We start from the raw sequence: 16,400 nt of genomic DNA, 5'->3' as shown, positions 1-16,400 counted from the left end.
GCTGTCAGGAGAAACGCCGCGCTTCGGCGGCGGTTCCAGCGCCAATGGCTCATTCCCGATCCGCTCGGCGCCAGCCGATGGACGCCCTTGGCGATTTTCGTTGGCAGCCTTCCCGTGTCCGGAACCCCAGTGTAGGACGGCTGAATGAAATCTCTGACCGATCCCTCACAGGCTCTCTCCACTGGCCTGGCGAAAATCCGCACCGAATTGCACGTGCCGGATGGATTTCCGGCTGATGTCGTTGCCGCAGCGGATGCGGCGGCCAAACGTGTGCCCGACCAGCATGCCGATCGAAGGGCGATGCCCTTTGTCACGCTCGACCCGGCTGCCTCCACCGATCTGGATCAAGCATTCTCGATCGAGGCGAGCGGCAGTGATCTTCTGCTGCATTATGCCATTGCCGACGTGGCCTGGTTCGTCGAGGACGGCGACACGGTGGATCTCGAAGCCTGGACGCGGGGCGAGACACTTTACTTGCCGGACGGCAAGGCCGGGCTCTACCCGCCGGTGATTGCCGAGGGTGCGGCAAGCCTGTTGCCTGATGGACCGCGTCCAGCTGTCATCTTCACGGTTCGGGTTGCGCAGGATGGTGCGACGAAGCTGGACGGCGCGGAGCGGGCAATCATTCAAAGCGGCGCCAAGCTCGCCTATGACAGCGTGAAGGCTTCCGACGTTCCGGCCGGCTTTGCCGAAATGGCGCGGCGCATGGCAATGAACGAAAAGCGTCGCGGGGCTTCCCGCGTCGATCCACCCGAGCAGGAGGTGGAAAGGCTCGCCGACGGCACGTACCGGCTTGCGTTCAGGCCACTGCTGCAATCCGAACAGGACAATGCAGCGCTTTCGCTGGCCGCCAACATGGCGATTGCCGATGCCATGCTGGCGCACCATACCGGCCTGTTCCGGGTGATGTCCGACCCCGATGCCTTCAAGGTGCAGAGACTGCGTAACGCGGCACAGGCTCTCGGACTGTCCTGGCCGGCCTCCACCGGTTTGCGAGACTATCAGCGAACCCTCGATCCCACCGATCCGCGACAAGCAGCGTTGATGCTGGAAATCCGCCATGCAAGCCCCGGCGCGTCCTACCAGCCCTATCAGGACGGCGTTGTCCCCTGGCATGAGGCCATGGCCGCCACCTATGCCCATGCGACAGCGCCACTCAGGCGACTTGCCGATCGCTATGTCGTGCGCTGCGCGCTGGCGATCGCCAACGGCCAGCCCGTGCCCCAGGCTGTCACCGACGCGTTCGCCAGGTTGCCGAAGGCGATGGGACGTGCCGATAGCCGCGCTTCGCTGATCAACCACGCGGCCATCGACCTTGCCGAGGCGGTCATGCTGGAGGGGCGCGAGGGTGAGACGTTCAAAGCCGTCGTCACCGACGTCGTCGACCATGGCGTGCGCGTTCAGCTTGCCGACATGCCTGTCGTTGCAAACGTAAAAGCCTCGGGGCTCAGACAGGGCGAAGATCTGAAGCTAAGGCTGGTCCTGGCTGATCCGGATCAACGCAGCATCGTCTTCGAACCTGTTTGACAGGCAGACGTTGCCCACTGTCTAGCTCACGGTCAGTCCAAAGCCCTGCATCAGGCGGCTGACGGCGAAATCCGCCTTGCCCGAGGTGAACACCGCTATATCGGGTTCGCCTTGCGGCAGCGCCCCATCGATGGGCGGCAGCAGCGAGAGGGCTCGTCGTGCGATCGCTTCGGCCGGATCGATCCAGTCGACCGGCCAGGGCGCGGTCTTGCGCATGCGATTGACCAGAAAGGGATAGTGCGTGCAGGCCAGCACGACGATATCGGTGCGCATACCGTCGCGCTCGATGAAGCATGGCGCGATCTCGGCGCGTACGGCCTCCTCGTCGACGAAGCCCTCGCGCATATAGGCTTCGGACAGGCCCGCCAGCCTGTCGCTGCCGACCAGGCGGACATGGCATTTCTGTGCCCATTTGCTGATCAGGTCGCGCGTGTATTGCCGCTTCACCGTGCCCGGCGTCGCCAGCACCGAGACCAGGCCGGAGCGCGTGCGCTCGGCCGCCGGCTTGACCGCAGGCACGGTGCCGACGAAGGGATGGCCAGGAAATCTTTCACGCAGCGCGTCGATCACCAGCGTCGAGGCGGTGTTGCAGGCGATGACCGAAATCGCCGGCGCGAAGCGGTCGAGCAATTTGGCGAACAGCTCCAGTATATGGGTCCGCAGTGCCGGCTCTTCCCAGGCGCCAAAGGGAAAAGCGGCATCGTCGGCGACATAGATGAAGCGCCGGTCGGGCATCAGGACGCGCGCCTCGCGCAGCACGGTGAGCCCGCCGACGCCGGAATCGAACATCAGGATCGGCTGGTCAGTCATTGTCTGTTCCCTTGCCGCCCAGCGGCGGCGTGTCGGTATCGTCGCCATTGGCGTCGGGGAGTTGATCAGCCGCATCCACCTTGCGAGCACGCGCGGCCGCCGCCGGCAATCGCCGGGGATCGTCGCCCGGAGAGCCGTCGCCGCGCGGCATGGCCGGCGAGAACCTGTCCAGCGACGAGATGATGCCGCGCAACACCTTGAGCTCCGGTTCGGCGAAGCCGGGCCGCGTCAGCACGGCGCGCAGATTGTCGACCATTTTCGGTTTCTTCGGCGCCGGTCGGAAATAGCCGCGCGCTTCCAATGCGCCTTCCAGATAGGCGAACAGGCCGTGCAATTCTTCCTTGCTTGCCGGCTTCATCTCCGGCCCCGAAAAATTGGTCCTGGTTTCGTCCTCCAGACCCGACTTCATCCACTCATAGGACATCAGCAAGGCCGCCTGGGCGATGTTGAGCGAGGAGAAATCCGGATCGACCGGGAAAGTGACGATTTCGTCGGCGAGGCCAACCTCGTCATTGTAGAGACCGAAGCGCTCGCGTCCGAACAGGATGCCGGTGCGCTGCCCCATTCCGTGACGGGCACGGAGCACCCTGCCCGCTTCCACCGGGCCGCGCACGGATTTGAAGCCATCGCGCTGCCTGGCGGTGGTGGCGAAAACGAAATTCAGATCGGCAAGCGCCGAGGCCAGATCCTCGTAAACGGTGACGGCGTCGATGACATGGTCGGCACGGCTGGCGGCGGCGCGCGCCTTCTCACTCGGCCAGCCGTCGCGCGGATTGATCAGGCGCAGCTCGGAAAGTCCGAAATTGGCCATGGCGCGGGCGACCATGCCGATATTCTCGCCAAGCTGCGGCTCGACGAGGATGATCGCCGGGCCGGCGGCTGCGGTGCTGTGTGGATCTTTGGCGTCGGGCATGATTGTCAATGAACTGCTGTTTGCGGCATTTCAGCGTCCCCTGCCATATTCGGCCGCGAAAATGAAGCATTCGCAAATGACGGCGGCCATGGCCTCACATTCGTGACCGATCGCTGTTTGCGTGGCCAAAAGCGCTTTGATATACGGGCGGCATCCCCCGGCCAACGCCACGCGGGCAAGGCCGTCCCAATCCAAGCAACGAGGCATTCTTTCCATGGCGAAGATCAAGGTGGCGAACCCGGTCGTCGAACTCGACGGCGACGAGATGACCCGCATCATCTGGCAGTTCATCAAGGACAAGCTGATCCACCCTTATCTCGACCTCAAGCTCGAATATTACGACCTCGGCATCGAGCACCGCGACGCAACCAACGACCAGGTGACCATCGATTCGGCCAATGCCATCAAGAAATACGGCGTCGGCGTCAAATGCGCGACCATCACCCCCGACGAGCAGCGCGTCGAGGAATTCAAGCTGAAGAAGATGTGGAAGTCGCCCAACGGCACCATCCGCAACATTCTCGGCGGCACCATCTTCCGCGAGCCGATCATCATGAAGAACGTGCCGCGACTGGTGCCCGGCTGGACCAAGCCGATCATCGTCGGCCGTCACGCCTTCGGCGACCAGTACCGCGCCACCGATTTCCGTTTCCCCGGCAAGGGCAAGCTGACGATCAAGTTCGTCGGCGAGGACGGCCAGGTGATCGAGCACGACGTGTTCGACGCGCCCGGCGCCGGTGTCGCCATGGCCATGTACAATCTCGACGAGTCGATCCGCGAATTCGCCCGGGCGTCGCTGAACTACGGCCTGCTGCGCAACTACCCGGTCTACCTGTCGACCAAGAACACCATCCTCAAGGCCTATGACGGCCGCTTCAAGGATATCTTCCAGGAGGTCTACGAGCAAGAATTCGAGGCCGAGTTCAAGTCGAAGAAGCTGTGGTACGAACACCGCCTGATCGACGACATGGTGGCGTCGAGCCTGAAATGGTCGGGCGGCTATGTCTGGGCCTGCAAGAACTATGACGGGGACGTGCAGTCCGACACGGTGGCGCAAGGCTTTGGCTCGCTCGGCCTGATGACCTCGGTGCTGATGACGCCGGATGGCAAGACCGTCGAAGCCGAAGCCGCGCACGGCACCGTCACCCGCCACTACCGCCAGCACCAGAAGGGCGAGGAAACCTCGACCAATTCGATCGCCTCGATCTTCGCCTGGACGCGGGGTCTCGCGCACCGCGCCAAACTCGATGACAATTCCGAGCTCAAGCGTTTTGCCGAGACGCTGGAAAAGGTCTGCATCCAGACCGTCGAGTCCGGCTTCATGACCAAGGACCTGTCGCTCCTGATCGGCCCCGACCAGCCCTGGCTCTCCACCACCGGCTTCCTCGACAAGATCGACGAGAATTTGCAGAAGGCGATGGCGTAAGTACCCGCGGTTCCAAATGCCGAAGGCTCCGAAAGGAGCCTTCGCTTTTTGGGCCGGCGCATGCGAAGGGCTGACAGCATGACCAAGCCAATCCTCTACGGCGCGGACTACAGTGTATATGTGCGCATCGCGCGGATGGCGCTGGAGGAGAAAGGCATCGACTACGAGCTGGTGCCGCTCGATGTCTTCGCCACCGACGGCATTCCCGCCTGGTATCTGGAACATCACCCGTTCGGCCGCATCCCGGCCTTCGAACATGACGGGTTCCGGCTCTTCGAGACGAATGCGATCGCGCGCTATGTCGATGAAGCGTTCGAGGGTCCGGCGCTGCAGCCGGCCGACGCGCGCGGCCGAGCGAGGATGGGCCAGATGACAGGTATGCTCGATGCCTATGGCTACAGGTCGATGGTCTGGGATGTTGCCGTCGAGCGGCTGGAGAAGGAGGCGCCCGACGAGGCGCTGATCGCCGACGGGCTGCGCCAGGCCGAAACGGTGCTCGGGGTGCTGACGTCGCTGAAGGCACAAGGGCCTTGGCTGCTTGGCGACCAGCTGACGCTGGCCGACCTGCATGCGGCGCCGATGATTGGCTATTTCGTCAAGGTCATCGAGGGGCGTGACTTGCTGGCGCGGTTTGCACTGGTCCAGGAGTGGTATGCGCGCGTGGCTGCCCGCCCAAGCTTTGCCCACACCGAAAAGGTTGGTTGACAAGTATCGGGATAACCGCTGGACAGCACCCCTCGGTCCGGCAGGACAGAGGCAGGCGCTGTCCTGCCAGCCTCGGACTAGCTCGTTGGCACGCCTAGCGCCTGCCTAAATTCGCTAGGCTGCTTCCAGCGCCGCCTTCACCGCCGCTATCGCATCATTGGCCTTCGAGGCATCCGGACCACCGGCCTGGGCCATGTCGGGGCGGCCGCCGCCGCCCTGCCCGCCCAATGCGGCGGAGGCAACGCGCACCAGGTCGACGGCGCTGAAGCGGCTGACGAGATCATCGGTGACGGCGACCACGACGCTCGCCTTGTTGTCCTCGCCGGCGCCAACGAACACGACGACGCCAGAGCCCAACGAAGTCTTGCCTGCGTCGGCCAGCGGCTTCAAGTCCTTCGGCGAGACCCCTGAAACCGCCTTGCCGAGGAAGCCGACGCCAGCGACGATCTCGTTGGCGGCCGGAGCATCGGCAGGCGACCCGCCGCCCAGCGCCAGCTTCTTGCGCGCTTCGGTCAGGTCCTTCTCGAGCTTCTTGCGCTCTTCGAGCAGCGCTTCGACACGCGCTGGCACATCCGCCGGCGAGATCTTCAGCGTGGCGGCGGCCGCCTTCAGCCGCCGGTCCTGCTCATCGAGATGTTTGCGCGCGGCTTCGCCGGTCAACGCCTCGATGCGGCGCACGCCCGCGGCGACCGCACCGTCCGAGACGATGCGCACCATGCCGATATCACCGGTCGCCCTGACATGCGTGCCGCCGCAGAGCTCGACCGAGTAGGGCCGGTTGGCCTTGGCGCCGTGAACGCCCGTGCCCATCGACACGACGCGCACCTCATCGCCATACTTCTCGCCAAACAGCGCCATGGCGCCTTCGGCGATGGCGTCGTCGACCGACATCAGGCGCGTGGTCACCGGGCTGTTCTGGACGACGATCTCGTTGGCCATGCGCTCGACCTCTTCGAGCTCCTCGGCTGAAATCGGCTTGTTGTGCGAGATGTCGAAGCGCAGGCGCTCGGGCGCGACCAGCGAGCCTTTTTGCGCGACATGGCTGCCCAGCACCTCGCGCAGCGCCTCATGGATCAGATGTGTCGCGGAGTGATTGGCGCGCAGCCTGGAGCGCCTCGCATGATCGACCTTCAGTTCGACCGCGGCCCCCAACTTGACCGTGCCGCTCGCCACCTTGCCCAGATGCACGAACAGACCGTCGGCCTTCTTCTGCGTATCGGAGATCTCGACCGAGAACCCCTCACCCGAGATGACGCCGGTGTCGCCCATCTGGCCGCCGGATTCGCCATAGAACGGGGTCTGGTTGACGACCACGACGACCGCATCGCCCTTGGCGGCGCTGTCGACGGTCTTGCCGTCCTTGACCAGCGCCTGAATGAGGCCTTCGGCCTGCTCGGTTTCGTAGCCGAGGAATTCGGTGGCGCCCGTCTTTTCACGCACGGAGAACCAAACCGTCTCGGTGGCGGCCTCGCCGGACCCGGCCCAGTGCTTGCGCGCCTCCGCTTTTTGCTGCTCCATCGCATTTGTGAACCCGGCAAGATCGACCGAAATGCTGCGCTGCCGCAGCGCGTCCTGCGTCAGGTCGAGCGGGAAGCCATAGGTGTCGTAGAGCTTGAATGCGGTCTCGCCATCCAGCATGTCGCCGGCGCCGAGCTTCTCCGTCGCCTCGGACAGCAGTCCGAGGCCGCGCACCAGCGTCTTGCGGAAGCGGGTCTCCTCGAGTTTCAGGGTCTCGGTAATCATCGTTTCGCCGCGGACCAGTTCCGGATAGGCCTGGCCCATCTCGCGCACCAAGGCCGGCACCAGTTTCCACATCAACGGATCGCGGGCGCCGAGCAGCTGCGCATGGCGCATGGCGCGGCGCATGATGCGGCGCAGCACATAGCCGCGGCCTTCATTCGACGGCAGCACACCGTCGGCAACCAGGAAGGAGGATGAGCGCAGGTGATCGGCAATGACGCGATAGGACGCAACCGTTTCCGCGTCGGGCGCGCGCCCAAGCGCGGAGGACGCCGCATCGATCAAATGACGGAACAGGTCGGTCTCGAAGACGCTTTCCACCCCTTGCAGGATGGATGCCATGCGCTCCAGGCCCATGCCGGTGTCGATCGACGGACGCGGCAGGTCGACGCGCTCCTCTTTCGTCACCTGCTCATACTGCATGAACACCAGGTTCCAGAATTCGAGGAACCGGTCGCCGTCCTCCTCCGGACTGCCGGGCGGGCCGCCCCAGATGTGCTCGCCACGGTCGATGAAGATTTCCGAGCAGGGGCCGCAGGGTCCCGTGTCGCCCATCGCCCAGAAATTGTCCGAGGTCGCGATGCGGATGATGCGATCGTCGGAAAAACCGGCGATCTTCTTCCAGAAGCCGGCCGCCTCATCGTCCGTGTGATAGACGGTGACCAGCAGCTTGTCCTTCTTCAGCCCGAACTCCCTGGTGATGAGGTTCCAGGCAAGCTCGATGGCGCGCTCCTTGAAATAGTCGCCGAAGGAAAAATTGCCGAGCATCTCGAAGAAGGTCAGGTGGCGCGCGGTATAGCCGACATTGTCGAGATCATTGTGCTTGCCGCCGGCGCGAACGCTTTTCTGGGCCGTGGTGGCACGCGAATAGGGCCGCTTCTCCAAACCGGTGAAGACGTTCTTGAACTGCACCATGCCGGCATTGGTGAACATCAAGGTCGGATCGTTGCGCGGCACGAGCGGGCTCGAGGCCACGACCTCGTGGCCTTCCTTGCGGAAATAGTCGAGAAAGGTCGACCGGATCTCGTTCACGCCACTCATGGATACTGCCTTTTCAAGAGAGCCGCCGGCCAGACCGGCGGGAGATGGCTCAGTGTTTTCTAGAAGATGGAGTTGGCCTTTTAGCCGTAGCTCTTGACCCTGTCCAGAAACACGGAATTGGGCCAATTCACGCTTCGCACCGGCATTTGCGCGGGCATGCAAACGAAAACCGCCGGCGCGAAGGCCGGCGGTTTTGAACGCGGTACTAAAGAACTCTGTTACTTAAGCATCGGATAATAGGCTGGATTTATGGCCAAACTCTGGCGCTGCCCTACATCGCGCCGGCTTCGTCCTCAAAACCGTCATCGCCATTGCCTTCTGAACCACCATTCTCGAGGAATTTTTCGGCGATCAGTCCGGCATTCTGCCTGAGCGCCAGTTCTATCTCGCGCGCAGTGTCGGGATTGTCGCGCAGGAACAGTTTCGCATTCTCGCGGCCCTGGCCGAGACGTTGCGAATTGTAGGAGAACCAGGCGCCCGACTTCTCGACCACGCCGGCCTTGACGCCGAGATCGACCAGTTCGCCGGTCTTGGAGACGCCCTCGCCATACATGATGTCGAATTCGACCACCTTGAAGGGCGGCGCCAGCTTGTTCTTGACCACCTTGACGCGGGTCTGGTTGCCGACGACTTCGTCGCGATCCTTGACCGAGCCGATACGGCGGATGTCGAGGCGTACGGAAGCGTAGAATTTCAGCGCGTTGCCGCCGGTCGTCGTTTCGGGCGAGCCGAACATGACGCCGATCTTCATGCGGATCTGGTTGATGAAGATGACCATGGTGTTGGAGCGCGAGATCGATGCGGTGAGCTTGCGCAGCGCCTGGCTCATCAGGCGGGCCTGCAGGCCAGGCAGCGAATCGCCCATCTCGCCCTCGATTTCGGCGCGCGGCGTCAGCGCCGCCACCGAATCGACCACCAGCACATCAATGGCGCCGGAACGCACCAGCGTGTCGCAGATCTCCAGCGCCTGCTCGCCGGTGTCGGGCTGCGAGATCAGCAGGTTTTCAAGATCGACGCCGAGCTTGCGGGCATAGACCGGATCGAGCGCGTGTTCGGCATCGACGAAGGCGCAGATGCCGCCCTTCTTCTGGGCTTCGGCCACGGTATGCAGGGCCAGCGTCGTCTTGCCCGAGCTTTCCGGCCCGTAGATCTCGATGATGCGGCCGCGCGGCAGGCCACCGACGCCGAGCGCGATGTCGAGGCCGAGCGAACCGGTAGGCACCGTTTCGATCTCGACGACCTGCTCGTTGGCGCCGAGCCGCATGATCGAGCCCTTGCCGAAAGCCCGCTCGATTTGCGACAGCGCCGCATCCAGAGCCTTTGATTTGTCCACTGCCTTATCCTCTACCAGCCGCAAAGAATTCTGAGCCATGATACATCACCCCTTGGTCGTCAATGAAGGCCGGACAATCCGTAATCCCTGGCATTTTGTACCTTTTTTGTTCTCATTTGGCAAGGGGTGACAACCAATTGAAAAACAATCGATATCCGGATTTGTTCTTTTTTTGTCTTGCCAAGCCGGTCAGGAACTGGCTCCGCATTGGGCCAGCCGGCCCCGGCATTCCGCCCGGCCGAATCGCCGTCTTGCGTGCGAAGCTCTGTCGCGCACTCTGGCGCTTGTGCGGCTACAACAACAAAGGTCATATCGCCGCCATGGTGAAATCAGCGAAGATACTGGCCGTGGGCGGCGCCCATATCGACCGGCGTGGCCAGGTATCCGGTCCTTACGTGCCGGCCGCCTCCAATCCCGGCACGATGCGCGAGGATGTCGGCGGTGGCGTCTTCAACGCCCTGCGCGGCATGGTGCGGCGCGGCCTCTCCGCGTCCCTGCTTTCGGTGCGCGGCGGCGATGCGGCGGGAGATACGGTTTCACGGGCCATCGCCGAGGCGGGCGTCGCCGATCTGTCGGCGGTGTTTCTCGACCGCACCACGCCGAGCTACACAGCTCTCATCGACCGCGAGGGCGAATTGATCGTCGGCTTTGCCGATATGGCATTGTATGACTTGGCCTTTCCCAAGCAGATCAGGCGTTCCAAGATCCGCCAGGAGGTGGCTGCCGCCGATGCCATCCTGTGCGACGCCAATCTGCCGTCGGCAGCGCTGGAGCGGCTGCTTTTGCTCGCCGCCGGCAAACCGGTTTTCGCCATCGCGATTTCGCCGGCCAAGGTGACGCGGCTGATGCCGGTGCTCGACGGGCTGGCCCAACTCTTCATGAACCGGCGAGAGGCCGTTGCGCTGGCTGGCGTCAATGCAGATGCCGCCGAGCGGGAGATGATCGACGGGTTGCGATGCAGCGGTCTTGCCAGCGGCGTGGTCACGGCAGGCGGTGGCCCTGTGCTGGGTTTCGACAGCACAGGCGCTTTTTCGATCATGCCTCCAGCTCCCAGAAAAGTCGCCGATGTCACCGGCGCCGGCGACGCGCTCGCGGGTGCGACGGTCGCGGCGCTGCTGCGCGGCCTGCCGCTGCACCAGGCCCTGCGCGAAGGCGTCGCGGCGGCGACGCTGACCATCGAGAGCGCCAATGCGGTGCCCGAATTCTCCCCGGCGAGCTTCGCGGAAGCGCTGGCCCTTGTGCCGGATGCCAGGGAAGTGGCATGAGACCGGCAAATTCATGACGCCGCAGCGAAGCTTACGCTTTCCTGATGGATGCGCCGCATTCCGGATTGGAGATCAGAAATGACGCCAGAGACCGCCCGCCCTTTCATCGATATCCATGCACCGGTGGCGCAGGCCCTGGCCGCCGGGCGTCCTGTGGTGGCGCTCGAAAGCACCATCATCACCCATGGCATGCCCTATCCCGACAATGGCGCCATGGCGGCCAATGTCGAAAAAATCATCGCTGACGGCGGCGCCGTGCCAGCGACGATCGCCGTGGTCAACGGCCGCATCAAGGTCGGGCTTTCGGACGGCGAACGCGAATCGCTGGCGATGACGGGTGACGCCATGAAATTGTCGCGCGCCGATCTCGGCTTCGCCGTCGCGCAAGGCCGCACCGGGGGCACCACGGTCGCGGCCACGATGATTGCTGCTGACATGGTCGGCATAAAGGTGTTCGCCACCGGCGGCATTGGCGGCGTGCACAAGGGCGCGGAAAAGAGCTTCGATATTTCCGCCGATCTCGACGAACTGGCGCGCACGCCGGTCATCGTCGTCTCGGCGGGCGCCAAGGCCATTCTGGACATCGAAAAGACGCTGGAAGTGCTGGAGACGCGCGGCGTGCCCGTCATCGGCCATGGCTGCGAGACGATGCCGGCCTTCTGGTCGCGGCAGTCGCCGTTCCGCGCGCCATTGACCTTACACAGGCCGGAAGACATCGCGCATTTCTACCAGACGCGCATGGCTCTGGGACTTGGCGGCGGCTTGCTGGTCGCCAATCCGGTGCCGGAAAACCACGAAATCCCCGCTGAAGAAATGGCCGGCTACATCGAAGCCGCGCAGAAGGCCGCCGAAGCCCTCAACGTCACCGGCAAGGCGGTGACGCCGTTCCTGCTGGGAAAAATCCTCGAACTCACGGGCGGCCGCAGCCTGAAGACCAACATCGCGCTGGTCGAGAACAATGCAAGGCTGGCGGCGAAGATAGCCAAGGCGCTTTAGGGTCGCGCGGCGAAGGCTCCCTCACCCGGATTGCCAAGACCGAATTGCCAAGACCAAATTGCTAAGAGCAATTCCGGGCAATCCGACCTCTCCCCGACGGGAGAGGAGCTGCCGGCGCCAAACTCTTCTCCCCCCGGGGAGAAGGTGGCCGCGAAGCGGCCGGATGAGGGGGCGGCCTCGATGTATCCCCTCCGTAGCAGCCAGCGTCAGGTCAAAATCACTTCCCCGCCCGCCGCCCCGCTTCATAGGCGCGGCGCGCCCACACCGTCATCTCGTCGGGATCGTCGAAGGCACTGTCGGGAATGCTCCAGTAGGGCATGGCGACCAGCTTGCCGTGCCGCGTTCCGGTATAGGTCCATTGCCGGCAGCCGGCGGCCTCGAAATCGGGCACGCTCTGCTCGTCGGCTTTCAGCAGCAATTCGCCGCGCAGCACGATGGCGACGATGACATCGTCGAAATAGATGCCCTTGCCGCCGAAGAGTTTGCGGATGCTGACCGGGCCCAGGCCCTCGAAAAGCTCGGCGATGCGTTCATTGTCCATGCCGCGATCATGTCACCGGCATTTGACATTGTCATCGCGCAGCCGAAATCATGCTGACAGGTTGTGAACATTCCGTCGGAGTCGTTTCGTCATGCCGCTTCTGCTCAAAGGATCCTGTCGCTGCAACGCCGTGCGTTTCGAGGTGGAAAGCCACACGCCCGTGCCGTTCATGCTCTGCTACTGCTCGATCTGCCGCAAGCAGCAGGGCGGCGGCGGTTTCGCCATCAATCTCGGCGCCGATTACGCAACGTTGAACATCCGGGGCAAGAGAGATCTTGGCGTCTACCGGGCCGAGATCGAGGACGATGAGCATCCCCGTTGCGAGGTCTCGACCGGCGAGCGCAATTTTTGCCGCAAATGCGGGTCGGCGCTCTGGCTCTACGATCCGACCTGGCCGGAACTGGTGCATCCCTTCGCCTCGGCGATCGACAGCGACCTGCCCGTTCCGCCCGAGAAGGTGCATCTGATGCTGAAGTACAAGGCGAACTGGGTCGAGCCTGATGTTGGGCCGAAGGACAAAGTCTTCGACGTCTATCCCGAAGAATCGATCGCCGACTGGCACAAGCGGACAGGCATGTGGGTGGATTAGCTTTCTTCACGGGGTGAAGGTGCCGGCAGGCAAATGAGGCCGCACAAACTAACGAGAGGGCACCGCTGCCCCTCATCCGGCCCTTCGAGCCACCTTCTCCCGTAGCGGGGCGAAGGGAGGTCAGGCCGAGGCGCGTGCCTCGGCCAGCGCCTTGAGATCGGCCGGCTTCAGTTCGACGGATTCACCGCAACCGCAGGCCGAACTCTGGTTCGGATTGTGGAAGGTGAAGCCGGTGCGCAGCGTTGTCTGCTCGAAATCCATTTCGGTGCCGAACAGGAACAGGGCTGCTTCGGGCGCGACATAGACATGGGCGCCGTCGCGCTCGATGTGGTCGTCCTTGGTGTTGGGCTCGGTCACCAGATCGACCGTGTATTCCATGCCGGCGCAGCCGCCCTTCTTGATCCCGAGTCGAATGCCATGCGCGTTCTCGCGCGTGGCGACGATCTCGCGCACCCGGTCGGCGGCCTTTTCGGTCATCGTAATGACGGCAAAGCGTCCCATGTTTTTCCTTCTCCATTCCATGCAGGTTCAAGGCCTGCCGAATGATTCCTCACCTAAAATGGTGAAGTTTTACCACTGGCGCAAGTGTACCAGGCTCAGCGCTAGTACCAGCCCACCGCGACCTGCGCCTCTTCCGACATGCGGTCGGGCGTCCAGGGCGGATCGAAAGTCATGTTGACCTCGACCCCGGACACGCCTTCGACGGCGCCCACCGCGTTCTCCACCCAGCCGGGCATTTCGCCGGCCACCGGGCAGCCCGGCGCGGTCAGCGTCATGTCGATCTTGACCGAGCGGTCGTCCTCGATGTCGATCTTGTAGACGAGGCCGAGCTCGTAGATATCGGCCGGGATTTCCGGGTCGTAGACCGTCTTCAGCGCCGAGACGATGTCGTCGGTCAGTCGCGCCAGTTCGTCCGCGGGGATGGCCGAGGCGGAAACGACGCTGTTGCCGGCCGATACGGTCTCTGCGGTGGTGCTCACATCATCCATCGTCGTCACCCGAAAAACTTGCGCGCTTTTTCAAGCGCCTCGGCCAAAGCGTCGACTTCGGCCCTGGTATTATACATGCCGAACGATGCCCTGCATGTGGAGGTTACGCCAAAGCGTTTCAACAGCGGTTGCGCGCAATGGGTGCCCGCGCGGACAGCCACGCCTTGCCTGTCTATCACCATCGAGACGTCATGGGCATGAATACCTTGCAGCTCGAAGGAGATGATGGCGCCCTTGCCAGGCGCATCACCGAAGATGCGCAGCGAATTGATGGCGCGCAGCCGTTCGTGGGCATAGATCTTGAGGTCTTCTTCGTGCGCCGCGATGCGCTCGCGGCCGACAGAGTCCATGTAGTCGAGCGCCGCACCCAGCCCGATCGCCTGCACGATCGGCGGCGTGCCCGCCTCGAAGCGGTGCGGCGGATCGTTGTAGGTGACGATGTCTTCCGTGACCTCCTCGATCATCTCGCCGCCGCCCATGAAGGGCCGCATGCCGGCGAGACTATCCTTCTTGCCATAGAGCACGCCGATGCCCGAGGGGCCGTAGACCTTGTGGCCGGTGAAGACGAAGAAATCGCAATCGAGATCCTGAACGTCCACGGCCATGTGCACGGCGCTCTGGCTGCCGTCGACGAGTACGGGAATGCCGCGCGCATGCGCGATCCGGACAATCTCCTTGATCGGCGTCACCGTGCCAAGCGCATTCGACATCTGCGTGATGGCGACCAGCTTCGTCCTGTCGGTCAGGCGCTTTTCGAATTCCTCGATGTGGAAGACGCCGAGGTCGTCGACCGGCACCCAGACCAGCTTGGCGCCCTGCCGTTCGCGGATGAAATGCCAGGGAACGATGTTGGAATGATGCTCCATGATCGACAGCACGATCTCGTCGCCCTCGCCGATATTGGGCATGCCATAACCATAAGCAACGGTGTTGATCGCCGAGGTCGTGTTCGAGGTAAAGACGATGTTGTCGGTGCTTGGCGCGTTGAGGAAACGGCGCACCGTTTCCCGCGCCTTCTCATAAGCGTCGGTGGCGGCATTGGAGAGGAAATGCAGGCCGCGATGAACGTTGGCGTATTCCTGGGAATAGGCGTGCTGGATCGCATCGAGCACGACCTGCGGCTTCTGTGCCGAGGCGCCGTTGTCGAGATAGACCAGCGGCTTGCCATAGACTTCACGCGACAGGATCGGGAAATCATGGCGGATCGCCTCGACGTCGTAGAAATCTCCGATCTTGCCTGGAGTGTTCATCAGGATCACCCGTGCGTCACAAACCACTCATCAAGCCGCGCTTCCAGCGCCTCGACGATCGCTTCGTCGTCCAGCTCCTCGATCACTTCCGCCACGAAGGCTTTGACGAGCAACCCCCGCGCGCTCTTTTCGTCGACGCCGCGCGCCATCAGGTAGAACAAATGGTCGTGGTCGATCTCCGTGACAGTCGCGCCATGGCCGCAGATGACGTCGTCGGCGAAGATTTCAAGCTCCGGCTTGGTCGAGAACTCGCCATCGTCCGACAAAAGCAGCGTGTTGCAGGCCATCTTGGCGTTGGTCTTCTGCGCATATTGGTGAACGTTGATGCGGCCCTGGAACACGCCACGCGCCTTGCCCGTCACCACATTGCGAATGACCTCCGTCGATGTCGTATGCGGCACGGCATGGTCGAGCACCATGGTGACATCGGTGTGGGTGTCGCCGGCCAGAAGATTGATGCCGCGCAGCTTGAAGTCGGCGCCTTCGCCCGTCGTCTTGATCATGATCTCCTGGCGCACCAGCCTGCCGCCGGCGTTCATGACGAACAGCGTCAGTTTCGCATTCTTGCCGATATGGGCCTTGAACTGCGCCAGGTGTGTCGCCGTTTCCGGCTGCTCCTGCACGATCAGCCAGGTCACCTCGGCGCCCTCGCCCAGCAGCAACTGGCTGACCGAACTCACCAGCGCCGCGCCCTCGCCGGCCTGACGCTCGACGATGACCGCCTTGGCGCCGGCGCCGACACGCACCGGCAAGCGCACATGGGTCTGGCCACCTGCCTGCAGGTTCTGCAGCTCGACCGGCCTTTCCAGTTCGGCGCCATCGGCGATGTCGACGAAAAAGCCGTCGGCGACGAAAGCGGTGTTCAGCGCACCAATGGCATCGTCGCTGCCATAGGGGTCGAGCCCCGGCGCGATGCTGCCGTCGGTCAGCTTTTCGGACAGACGCTGGACGCTGACACCCTCGACGACCGGCGCCTTGGCGCTCGACACGCCGTTCAACAGAGCGAGAACCGTCGAACCGTCGACGATTGGCGCGATGGCTTTCACGGCGGCGGCCGGATCGAAGTCGGGCACCGCGTTCAAAAGCCGGCGCAGATCGGTGTAGTGCCAGGACTCGATGCGACGCGTCGGCAGACCGTGCTTGATCGCTTCGATGGCGTCGTCGCGCTTCAGCATCACCGCGCCGTCGCCCGGCAGCAGCGACAGCCGGTCGCCGAAGGCGTCGATCAACGCTGTCTCGGCCGGTGTCCGCTGCGGTTGTGTGTGCATATTCATC

16 protein-coding genes are annotated in these 16,400 nt (G+C 63.4%); 6 read left to right on the top strand and 10 right to left on the bottom strand.

What is annotated here, in order from left to right; genetic code table 11:
• Positions 1–144: 144 nt before the first annotated feature.
• Positions 145–1,527: an RNB domain-containing ribonuclease gene (locus tag EN808_RS07540; RefSeq protein WP_135915474.1), complete on the top strand. Its 1,383-nt coding sequence runs from the start codon at positions 145–147 to the stop codon at positions 1,525–1,527.
• Between the two features lie 21 nt (positions 1,528–1,548).
• On the opposite strand, the gene murI is transcribed toward EN808_RS07540, so the two are convergent.
• Together murI and EN808_RS07530 are read right to left on the bottom strand one after the other, a co-directional pair.
• Positions 1,549–2,337: a glutamate racemase gene (gene murI, locus EN808_RS07535; RefSeq protein ID WP_135915473.1), complete on the bottom strand. Its 789-nt coding sequence runs from the start codon at positions 2,335–2,337 to the stop codon at positions 1,549–1,551.
• Positions 2,330–3,250: an RNA methyltransferase gene (locus tag EN808_RS07530; protein WP_135915472.1), complete on the bottom strand. Its 921-nt coding sequence runs from the start codon at positions 3,248–3,250 to the stop codon at positions 2,330–2,332. The genes murI and EN808_RS07530 overlap by 8 nt, the downstream gene beginning before the upstream one ends.
• A gap of 214 nt (positions 3,251–3,464) precedes the next feature.
• On the opposite strand from EN808_RS07530, the gene EN808_RS07525 reads away from it, so the two are divergent.
• Positions 3,465–4,676 carry an NADP-dependent isocitrate dehydrogenase gene (locus tag EN808_RS07525; RefSeq protein WP_127869559.1) on the top strand — a complete coding sequence of 404 codons (1,212 nt, stop codon included), beginning with the start codon at positions 3,465–3,467 and terminating at the stop codon, positions 4,674–4,676.
• 78 nt (positions 4,677–4,754) lie between these two features.
• Positions 4,755–5,381, top strand: coding sequence for a glutathione S-transferase family protein (locus EN808_RS07520; protein ID WP_127279227.1), 627 nt, complete (start codon positions 4,755–4,757; stop codon positions 5,379–5,381).
• A gap of 114 nt (positions 5,382–5,495) precedes the next feature.
• Here the strand turns inward: EN808_RS07520 and alaS are convergent, their stop codons facing one another.
• From alaS to EN808_RS07505, 3 genes are all read right to left on the bottom strand, one after another.
• On the bottom strand, positions 5,496–8,162 hold the full coding sequence (gene alaS, locus EN808_RS07515; RefSeq protein WP_135915471.1) for an alanine--tRNA ligase: 2,667 nt from the start codon (positions 8,160–8,162) through the stop codon (positions 5,496–5,498).
• 271 nt (positions 8,163–8,433) lie between these two features.
• Positions 8,434–9,534: a recombinase RecA gene (gene recA / locus EN808_RS07510; RefSeq protein ID WP_013895892.1), complete on the bottom strand. Its 1,101-nt coding sequence runs from the start codon at positions 9,532–9,534 to the stop codon at positions 8,434–8,436.
• A gap of 20 nt (positions 9,535–9,554) precedes the next feature.
• Positions 9,555–9,806 (bottom strand): hypothetical protein, encoded by a 252-nt coding sequence (locus EN808_RS07505; RefSeq protein ID WP_135915470.1) that lies wholly within the window; start codon positions 9,804–9,806, stop codon positions 9,555–9,557.
• A 9-nt stretch (positions 9,807–9,815) separates the two neighbouring features.
• Between EN808_RS07505 and EN808_RS07500 the strand changes: the two genes are divergently transcribed.
• Together EN808_RS07500 and EN808_RS07495 are read left to right on the top strand one after the other, a co-directional pair.
• On the top strand, positions 9,816–10,760 hold the full coding sequence (locus EN808_RS07500) for a carbohydrate kinase family protein (RefSeq protein WP_135915469.1): 945 nt from the start codon (positions 9,816–9,818) through the stop codon (positions 10,758–10,760).
• A gap of 78 nt (positions 10,761–10,838) precedes the next feature.
• Positions 10,839–11,756, top strand: coding sequence for a pseudouridine-5'-phosphate glycosidase (locus EN808_RS07495; protein ID WP_135915468.1), 918 nt, complete (start codon positions 10,839–10,841; stop codon positions 11,754–11,756).
• A 217-nt stretch (positions 11,757–11,973) separates the two neighbouring features.
• Here the strand turns inward: EN808_RS07495 and EN808_RS07490 are convergent, their stop codons facing one another.
• On the bottom strand, positions 11,974–12,297 hold the full coding sequence (locus EN808_RS07490) for a TfoX/Sxy family protein (protein WP_127869564.1): 324 nt from the start codon (positions 12,295–12,297) through the stop codon (positions 11,974–11,976).
• Positions 12,298–12,388: 91 nt separating this feature from the next.
• Between EN808_RS07490 and EN808_RS07485 the strand changes: the two genes are divergently transcribed.
• On the top strand, positions 12,389–12,886 hold the full coding sequence (locus EN808_RS07485; protein WP_135915467.1) for a GFA family protein: 498 nt from the start codon (positions 12,389–12,391) through the stop codon (positions 12,884–12,886).
• A 120-nt stretch (positions 12,887–13,006) separates the two neighbouring features.
• Here EN808_RS07485 and sufA read toward each other — a convergent pair whose 3' ends face one another.
• The 4 genes from sufA to sufD form a co-directional block, all read right to left on the bottom strand.
• Positions 13,007–13,387, bottom strand: coding sequence for a Fe-S cluster assembly scaffold SufA (gene sufA, locus EN808_RS07480; RefSeq protein WP_013895897.1), 381 nt, complete (start codon positions 13,385–13,387; stop codon positions 13,007–13,009).
• A 101-nt stretch (positions 13,388–13,488) separates the two neighbouring features.
• Entirely contained in the window at positions 13,489–13,875 is a 387-nt protein-coding gene (locus EN808_RS07475) for an SUF system Fe-S cluster assembly protein (RefSeq protein ID WP_135915466.1), read from the bottom strand.
• 5 nt (positions 13,876–13,880) lie between these two features.
• Positions 13,881–15,125, bottom strand: coding sequence for a cysteine desulfurase (locus EN808_RS07470; RefSeq protein WP_135915465.1), 1,245 nt, complete (start codon positions 15,123–15,125; stop codon positions 13,881–13,883).
• Between the two features lie 5 nt (positions 15,126–15,130).
• Positions 15,131–16,399 carry a Fe-S cluster assembly protein SufD gene (gene sufD, locus EN808_RS07465; RefSeq protein ID WP_135915464.1) on the bottom strand — a complete coding sequence of 423 codons (1,269 nt, stop codon included), beginning with the start codon at positions 16,397–16,399 and terminating at the stop codon, positions 15,131–15,133.
• Position 16,400: the final 1 nt, after the last annotated feature.

This window comes from Mesorhizobium sp. M8A.F.Ca.ET.165.01.1.1 (assembly GCF_004792065.1).
Classification (GTDB): domain Bacteria; phylum Pseudomonadota; class Alphaproteobacteria; order Rhizobiales; family Rhizobiaceae; genus Mesorhizobium.
Note: the sequence above shows the minus strand (reverse complement) of the source record. Positions and strands in the feature narration are given on the sequence as shown.